We start from the raw sequence: 8428 nt of genomic DNA, 5'->3' as shown, positions 1-8428 counted from the left end.
GGGGCTTTTGCCGAGGCAGCAAGAATCGGCGCAGAAATAGCCAGAACTACAGCTTTACCATCAAATGGAAAGGTAGCGTTTGTTCCAGCTATAGCCGGAGCAGCTGTGGCACCTGAGGTAGCAGCAGGAGTTGTTGCACTTGGGACTGCAGCAACTGCTGCTACGGTCAAGTTAGCACAGGATGTTTACGATCGATTTTTTGTGGAGGATAATGATAATAAGAACTTAACAGATAAACCTGGTAAAATAGCAGGTAAAATAGGGAAAAGTACAGCTGAAGTTAAAGATGCAATTGAAAAAGTAAAACAAGGGATAAAATGGAGAAGTGGTACGAAGAATAGGAATCCAGATGTAGTAGTAGATACTGAAACTGGAGAAGTTTATCCCAAAACTCCTGGCGGAGGTATTGGCGATTCTATAGGAAATATTCATGATTATTTAGATTGATTAAATTGAGAGCTAAATGAACATGTTTAGAAATTTAAGAGAACTTACTATGCACGGGAAGGAGGTTTAGTTAGTATGAACAGCAATAACGACCATTCTAGTACAGCGGTTCTTAGAATTGTTAGCCGCAAGAAGAGCATTGAAGAAATAAGTAATATTTTAAATACAAGACCGACCAGATGTAGTTTAAAAGGGCAGCCATATAGCCGAAGAAACCCAAATTCTAAAATAAGAGAAGAAAACATATGGCTATTAGAAAGTGGGTTAAACAAATATGAATCACTGGAAGTGCATATTAGACACATACTGTCCTTTCTAAGAACAAAAAAAGAATTTATAAGAGAGTTACAGTTAGAATGTGAAATTGACATTGTTTGCTCATTTTCTTCGGAAAACGGGCAAGGTGGTTTTACGTTGGACCATGAATTATTAAAAGAGCTTACGGAAAATTCACTTGAATTAGTTGTGAATCTATATCCACCTGAAGGAGGTTAATGATCGGAGGTTTGCTATGAAAATCATAAATATTGAGTATCCTTTGTATTACGACAGTTTAGATAAAGAGAACGGAAATATGGATATCTTTGTTAAACTTGATAATGGTATGACATATACTATGGTGGTTACAACACCTAGTAATTACTATTGGTATATGGATAAGGAAGGTCTTGATTATATTCCAGCTTCACCTCCAGATATAATTGTAAGAAGTTTGAATAAGGAAATAGTGGAAAAGGCAATTCAAACTTACGTCCAAGATAATGCGTATTGGCTAAAACTATATTTCCTTGCAGGTGAAAGCAATTGTGTATTCGATCAAAAGCAAATGGATGGGATGATACAGGAAATGAAAAAATTGAAAGAAGAGATATTCGGTTCTGAATAAAGTGGTGATTTGAAATGAGACCTTGAGGGAGGCATCCTCAAGGTTTTTCTTTGGGAAAAGGGACACGCTCAGTAAGCGACAAAGTGTGTCCTGAAGAGTTGATTGCAACGAAAGGAGAGCGAGGAAAGGCAATCAATCATGCTTTATAAGAGATGAGAGCAGGTTTCTCGGAATCGGTATTCAGGTGCAGGTCTCAAACCGCCTGTTGGTGCCGCAGTCAAAAGCTGCGGTATTGAGCGTTACAGGAAAAGGTTGATACATCAATCAGGTATGCGCCATGAAAAGGATTAAGGAATAAAAAAGTTGTCCCTTCTGGCACCATCAGATATCATTACGACAATGAAGGTAGAGTTATCGCTGAGACAAACGACAGTGGTGGTGTTATCGCACAACCATCTGGGGGCACAATGCCCTGGCACGAAAAATCAATGGCAACTATTACTACTACCTGTACAACGGCCATGGAGACGTAACCCAGGTTATGGACCAAAATGGCAATATCGTCAACAATTATGCGTACGATGAATGGGGTAATATCCTTACCAAACAAGAGCAGGTAACCAATCCACTGAGATATGCAGGTGAGTACTATGACGACGAAAGCGGACTGTACTACCTAAGATCCAGATACTATGACCCGACCATAGGAAGGTTTATATCCAGAGACTCCTATGAAGGGGATATTACCAATCCCCTAAGTTTGAATCTATATACCTACGTGGAGAATGATCCGTTATCGTATGTGGATCCTTCAGGGCATTCACTGATAGGAGCAGTAATCGGTATTGGAATTGGTGTTGCAATTGGAATTAGTACTGGCAGCTCACGCAATAAAGGGGGAAGTTCATACTCTGGAAGCAATAGTTCTGGAGGTAGTAGTTCCGGAGGCAGTAGCTCTGTTAGCAATAGCTTAGATTTTATTGGTAGTTTCATTAATTTATTTAGTGGTAAATATAGTGACCAGTTCACAAATTTAAAATATACCAGAGTAGCAATGACTACACCAATACTGGATAATCCTAATTTGCGCAAAAAATATTTAGATCCTGAGGTTTTACAGGGCGCAAGGGGTAACGATCCCTATGGAAAAGGAGTACAAATGGAAACTTTGTATTATTTAGAGATGCTTCACTATAACCGTAATAAGTTAAATAATCCTCCATATAGTGAACAAGATGCAATAAGAGTTAAGTGGATTAAATTGCCTAAATCAAAATCTGTTTTACATCAAATAGGGGAAGGTAATGAATCAAATGTAAAATATATCTCCCCTAATGGTAAAATGGAAGCGATTTACAATAGCCAAGGAAATTTGGTAATAGACCCTGTAAACAAAGGAACGTACAATTTTGCTTCGCCAAGTGATCCGTCTAATCACTTCTACTACGATATGCTTCCTTACTATGTACTTGGTAATGAACCTGAGGATACAACTACATTTGGAGACAGAATAAGGGCGACAGGACAGGTTGTACCAGCTCTTTTTAAATAAAGATATAACAAAAACAAACTGTTATTTATGGGAGGAAGAATGGAAAAACCTAATCTTAATAAAAAATCTTTTTGGATAGGTACAACCTGCTGGGCAATTTTTTTGGTAACCTTGACTATGTCAATAGCAAAATCCAAGCTAATGAATGAAAGCCCTGCCTTAGCAAATATAATTACTCTTTTTATCATAGGAACAATTTTAGCTGGTTTTGTTTCACTTATTGGCTTAATATTTTCAATTGTTGCTTATCAACATGAAAAGGATCAAACCCGAGAGTTTATTATCAGCTTTACATTGAATCTCTCGTATATAGTTATTGATGTATTTTTTACAGTTCAATTCATAAAACTGATTCTAATGCAATAACTCCTGTATAACAGAACAATGGGCAACTATTCAAAAGTTCTTAGCCCGTTTTTATGGCTATCTACAGGAGAACCAAAGCGTTAAACTCATTAGGAGTAACCCTTGAGTTATGCCAACAGTGCTGATCGATCACCAAATTATATCGCTAATTGGGATACACAACCTCTCCAATCTCGTACTGGCATAGTCCATTTCTTGGCTATACCCTACGGTAGCAAGATATATTATCTTTCTTAGTGCATCATCTATTGGGTAAGCAGTCTTTGTCTTGGTAACCTTCCGTAGCTGCTCTCAATGATGTTGTGGTATATATCATTTTTCTGAGTTCATAGGGATATTCAAGTATGTTGTTAATTCTAACCAATTATTCTCCCAGGACCTAATAATAATTGGATGCCGCTTACCCCATTTTTCTTTATTCATTAACTTATTTAGTGGTAAATATAGTGACCAGTGGAATAGGGGCGGGGCTTTTGCCGAGGCAGCAAGAATCGGCGCAGAAATAGCCAGAACTACAGCTTTACCATCAAATGGAAAGGTAGCGTTTGTTCCAGCTATAGCCGGAGCAGCTGTAGCACCTGAGGTAGCAGCAGGAGTTGTTGCACTTGGGACTGCAGCAACTGCTGCTACGGTCAAGTTAGCACAGGATATTTATGATAGATTTTTTGCGGAGGGTGAAGAAGTTCAGCCTGGCAAAGACCATCCGTATAACCCAGGAGTTCCAACGAAAAAAGATGAGTTTGTCCCACCCAAAAATTGGGACGGTAAAAAAGCCCAGACTCGTGGTGGTCAATATGGTTATCCAGACAAGAGGGGAAATGTTTGGGTGTCTACCAATCCTGGAAACGCTCATGGTGGCTCGCACTGGGATGTACAATATTCAAATGGTAGTCTCACTAACGTATATCCTAAGTGAGTCTTCACACAGTAGTAAAAGGTGGGATGGTATGTCCATATAAATGGACCTTGATTTAAGTAAAATGGAGGTACTGAAGTGAAAAACATACAGATTATTGATGGAGCACGTAATAGCGTATTTGAAATATATGCCATTGATGATGAGACTTTCGGTAAAATATTTGGGAATGAAATGGATGTAGTATTTTTAAGTGACCTAACGGAATATTTGGACTATGACAAGCCAGAAATCCAAGCTTTTTGGTTAAAAGTATATTCAAAAAAAATGGATAAAAGGAATGTTAATGGAATTCATGGCACACTACATTTAGACAGTTCTTACTGTGAAAAGAGTTATTTTCCAGAAAGGAAAGAGAAACTAGTCATTAATAGATATTTACTTGATGAATGATTTAAGATACGTGGAAAGTTGCCACCGATTTATGGCGATATGTCAATGTATGATAGTATCAGGAATTTTATTGATAGTGATAAATATATCTTCTGTTAGGATGTGATAACAGGAGGGAATTATGAAAAGACAGGGAACCGTTTCGAAAAGAATATACGATAAATATTAAGAATAGCAACTAGGTAGTGGATAAGGTACCAAGCTATTAATTTACGGTTCCCAAGGAGGCTTCGCGTGTCCTAGGGAATCACCAGTCTTAACAGCAAAACTTGCTGGCTGTAAAGCATATGACCAGGGGTGCAGAGGGATGCTGAGTTCTTTTTGTATCAGTAGCTCGAGCCCACATGATCAAGGGGAAGTTCACACAGAAATGGACTGGAATGTATAATGTTGTACCATATTATATTTTTGGTAATTCTCCTGATAATCCAAGATAAATGATGTTGTTACAGATAGTCTTGGTCGTAAAAGTCAAAGGTTTATTGGAAGGGCGGGAGAAGTCGCCTATCCAGAAACAGGAAAAATTATATTGGTAAATCCAACATCATCTAGTAAGGCGACTAAATTACCCAGGGAGTTGGGGTTGATAGAATGAACATACGTATTTTGCAATCACAAAAAGAATACTTAGTGAAATGTGTTCTGCAAGAAAGAGAAAATTTAGTACAGGATATTGAAAAAGGAAAATTATTTAATAACAAATGGGAAATTGATATCACCAATGATGCTGCCGATGAGATAAGAGATTTGTGTTTAGAAAAACTACAAACAGTAGGTTTCGATGAAAAATATAAATTATCTAGACAAGGAAAGGTGTTAGAAGATCTGATTGATGTATTTTATGTATCTCGGTAGGGGTTTTCTTTCTGTAAAACATTAGGGAATCTGACTATAAAAAGTGAGGGAACGATCCCTGTGGGTATGTAGAAACTATAACTTTTCAACCTGTTCCGTTTCCTGAAAACCCTGGATTGGTTCTCCTTAAGCTTGTTAAAGGGATTAAGGGGGCGACAAGAGCTGGCAGTTCTTTCACAGTTGACTTGCTCAAAAAGGATTTGAAATACACTGAAGAGTATGGCCAATCTGCAAGAAAATTATTGCCTGATGGAAGGATACGTTACTATGGAGAATTAGTACCAGCTTCGAAGTCAGGAGAAATGGCGGGACGAAGAGTAGTTCAAGAATTAAGTCCATCAACCGGGAATATAAGGACATGGCAAGAGACGTTGGATCACGCGGGAAATGTAAGACAAGTTAGACCGCAACTTGGTCCTGACAAGATACATTAATGTTTGACGCAAATGGCAATTATACAGGAAAGTGGTGATAAGAATGAACGAGCCTACACTTGATGACGTCATTGAAAAGCTTCAGCAAGTTCTTGAAGGAAAAATAAGTCGAGAGGCTGTTTCTAACTGGGCTGAAAAGGTATCGCAATGCTTTGAAAGTGAGAGTTCATTGAGTCAAAATGATATATCTATTTGGAAAGCTTTAGATATATTAAGAGGTGTTGATTTAAAAGATTCGCCGAAGGATTACCTTCATAATGAAGCTGACATTAGGAACTGGATATTGCGGTTTAATGCAATGATTAAAAGTTCTGAATGAAAAATTCCCTAGGCTACACAGTTTCGGATGCTGTGGACTAGAAGTTAATGGGGACGGTTCGTTAAGGATTCAATCGAAAGTTTTGCGTGTAAAAGGCTCGACTATCAGATATTTGCTGATGGTTGAGCCTAAATAATGCCTATTTAGAAAACAAACGGCAAAATTTTTGCTTGCCCAGAAGAAGGAAATCGCGGCAGGGAACGATAAGGTAAAATAAGTTTCGCAAAAAAGAAAACGGGATAGTAAGCAGTTGATGGTAGAATTGAAGTTGATGAGACACCAATTCCTACAGGGGAATATAAAAAGTAAGGAGTTTGGAGTAAATGGATAAAACCAACATAATGGTTGAATTTTGTATTCTTGGTGACGATTTTAACCCTGAAGAAGTGACTTCGAAATTGTTGATAGAACCCAGAGAGCAGTATTTAAAAGGTAGTAGAAGTACCCGGAATATAGAAAGAAAAGAAACATGTTGGAGTATTAGCACAGGATATGTGGAAACTTTGTTAGTGAGCTATTAGATGTGTTACTGGATAAATTAGAAACCAAGAAAGAAATAATTTGTGAATTGAAAAAGGAAATGGATTTAGTCTGCAAATTTTTTATTGTAGTGAACATTGAAGAAAATATTACACCTGCTATCTATTTAGATAATATGGTGATTGGATTTGTAGATTTTATAGGTGCAGAATTTGATTTAGATTTGTATATTTTTTAAAATATGATTAGCCCCATGAGGGATAAAGAGACGTTATGTAGGAATCTATAGGTCATTCTAAAGGTGGTGCAGGGGTGCGTCCGTAAGATGTAGCGAATCATGCTGATTGGCGGTAAACAGTTCATTGCCAAATCTGATAAATATCTATGTTTGAAACTATCGCCAATGACGGTGGGAAGGTGAGATTTCTCCTCCGTCATTGGCATTGTTGTTTATGAATTACTCATTTCTAATGGCAATAATAGATTTTCTCCTGTGAGATATGCAGGTGAGTACTATGATGACGAAAGTGGACTGTACTACCTAAGATCCAGATACTATGACCCGACCATAACTATAAATGTTTTAGGGGTTTATGATAACTATACTAACACAGGGGGATATATGCAGCATATATTAATATTTTATAACCGACATTATAAGACAATATATCCAAAGGAAAATGTCCATTTAAGTCATAATATTCATAATATTATTTACTGTTTGGATAAAGAAGGGATTTTACATGAAAAAAATATCATTTTGTTTTTTACTTGTATTAGTTATAGAAATTATTTGTTTTCCTTCCGTTTCTTTCGCATCAGAGTCCATCAAACCAGATTTTTTGAATGTGTCATCAGATCGTATAGTTTTGGGAAATAAAGATAAAATAATTGATCCAAATATAGAGTTTAATGAATTAGCTCTAGAAAGCAATATTGAAAAAAATTACTCAGTCAGTAGTGAAGCTGACGGCTCATTTTCCATTAAAAATAAAAAAGGACTATACACAGCTGCTTTTAAGCCTAAGTCTGGTAATGGACTACTTAGCTTTTCCCAAGGTAATGCAAACCTATTAATCAGTCCTTTAAACCCCGGGTCAGTTTCAGGGAGTGTCTACAATAACACCATTACATATGAAAACATCTATCCTGATACAAGCATTAGATATACATTGGAAAAAAATAGACTCAAAGAGGACATAATTATTCAAAAATATACTGGAATGAGTGATTTCTTTTTTCAACTAAATATGAATAATGCTGAATACGAGAAACAATCTAGTGGAGAAATTAGCTTTTTTGATACCAATACATCCGAGCAATTGTTTTATATGGCCAATCCCTATGCGGTTGATATGAACGGCAATTGCTGTAATTTAGTGACCCTTGAGTTTACCAAAAAAGGATTATTAAAGCTTACCGTTGATCCTGAGTGGCTTAATAAGGCGGTTTATCCTGTAAAGATTGATCCGACCATATATCTGCCTGATATTAGATTCACCCGCCCATCAATAGCTTACAAACAAGATGGTACACAAGTTTCTACAAACCAACCCCGTTATGAGGCCAGTAAGTTTGGTCAAGCAGTTATGGTGGAACAAGGAACCACAAACTTATTTGAGCAAAATCAATTATCTAAATTATATAGTTATCCCTCAAACACATATGCAACCAAACAAAGTAATGGTTATTGGAGAATATATAAAGGAAGCGATAATGAATATTTGTGTAACTATACCATTGATATTGTAAATGGAACTACTTATACAGAAAGCTTTTACTTTTACCATGACGGAACAATAAATGGATTCTATATTACATTTTATACGAACAATGGGCA

The 8428-nt window shown here is 36.8% G+C and carries 10 protein-coding genes and 3 pseudogenes; 12 read left to right on the top strand and 1 reads right to left on the bottom strand.

Annotated elements, in window-relative coordinates; translation table 11 throughout:
* The 5 genes from BUA78_RS20520 to BUA78_RS19375 form a co-directional block, all read left to right on the top strand.
* A partial coding sequence (locus tag BUA78_RS20520; RefSeq protein ID WP_207650521.1) for a hypothetical protein occupies window positions 1-447 on the top strand: 447 nt, incomplete at its 5' end.
* A 75-nt stretch (window positions 448-522) separates the two neighbouring features.
* Window positions 523-942, top strand: a complete 420-nt coding sequence (locus BUA78_RS19390; protein WP_072917837.1) for a DUF4279 domain-containing protein — start codon at window positions 523-525, stop codon at window positions 940-942.
* Between the two features lie 16 nt (window positions 943-958).
* A complete protein-coding gene (locus BUA78_RS19385; protein WP_072917835.1) occupies window positions 959-1333 on the top strand; it encodes a hypothetical protein in 375 nt (124 codons plus the stop codon).
* 394 nt (window positions 1334-1727) lie between these two features.
* Entirely contained in the window at window positions 1728-2825 is a 1098-nt protein-coding gene (locus BUA78_RS19380) for an RHS repeat-associated core domain-containing protein (RefSeq protein ID WP_476580469.1), read from the top strand.
* 39 nt (window positions 2826-2864) lie between these two features.
* Entirely contained in the window at window positions 2865-3191 is a 327-nt protein-coding gene (locus tag BUA78_RS19375; protein WP_072917830.1) for a hypothetical protein, read from the top strand.
* Between the two features lie 137 nt (window positions 3192-3328).
* On the opposite strand, the pseudogene BUA78_RS19370 reads toward BUA78_RS19375, so the two are convergent.
* Window positions 3329-3608, bottom strand: a pseudogene (locus BUA78_RS19370) (transposase); the annotation flags it as partial.
* On the opposite strand from BUA78_RS19370, the gene BUA78_RS21155 reads away from it, so the two are divergent.
* From BUA78_RS21155 to BUA78_RS20760, 7 genes and pseudogenes are all read left to right on the top strand, one after another.
* Window positions 3574-4107: a polymorphic toxin type 37 domain-containing protein gene (locus BUA78_RS21155; RefSeq protein WP_139257471.1), complete on the top strand. Its 534-nt coding sequence runs from the start codon at window positions 3574-3576 to the stop codon at window positions 4105-4107. The pseudogene BUA78_RS19370 and the gene BUA78_RS21155 sit on opposite strands and share 35 nt — an antisense overlap.
* Before the next feature lie 78 nt (window positions 4108-4185).
* Window positions 4186-4500, top strand: a complete 315-nt coding sequence (locus BUA78_RS19360) for a hypothetical protein (RefSeq protein ID WP_072917825.1) — start codon at window positions 4186-4188, stop codon at window positions 4498-4500.
* A 591-nt stretch (window positions 4501-5091) separates the two neighbouring features.
* A complete protein-coding gene (locus BUA78_RS19355; protein ID WP_072917823.1) occupies window positions 5092-5355 on the top strand; it encodes a hypothetical protein in 264 nt (87 codons plus the stop codon).
* Window positions 5356-5832: 477 nt separating this feature from the next.
* Window positions 5833-6108: a hypothetical protein gene (locus tag BUA78_RS19345; protein WP_072917820.1), complete on the top strand. Its 276-nt coding sequence runs from the start codon at window positions 5833-5835 to the stop codon at window positions 6106-6108.
* Window positions 6109-6431: 323 nt separating this feature from the next.
* Window positions 6432-6826, top strand: a pseudogene (locus BUA78_RS21150) (DUF4279 domain-containing protein).
* Window positions 6827-7081: 255 nt separating this feature from the next.
* Window positions 7082-7468 (top strand): RHS repeat-associated core domain-containing protein, encoded by a 387-nt coding sequence (locus tag BUA78_RS19995; protein WP_072917818.1) that lies wholly within the window; start codon window positions 7082-7084, stop codon window positions 7466-7468.
* Window positions 7371-8428, top strand: a pseudogene (locus BUA78_RS20760) (hypothetical protein); the annotation flags it as partial. The gene BUA78_RS19995 and the pseudogene BUA78_RS20760, both read left to right, overlap by 98 nt.

Source organism: Desulforamulus aeronauticus DSM 10349 (assembly GCF_900142375.1).
GTDB lineage: Bacteria > Bacillota > Desulfotomaculia > Desulfotomaculales > Desulfotomaculaceae > Desulfotomaculum > Desulfotomaculum aeronauticum.
This window is presented reverse-complemented; position numbering and strand designations above follow the sequence as displayed.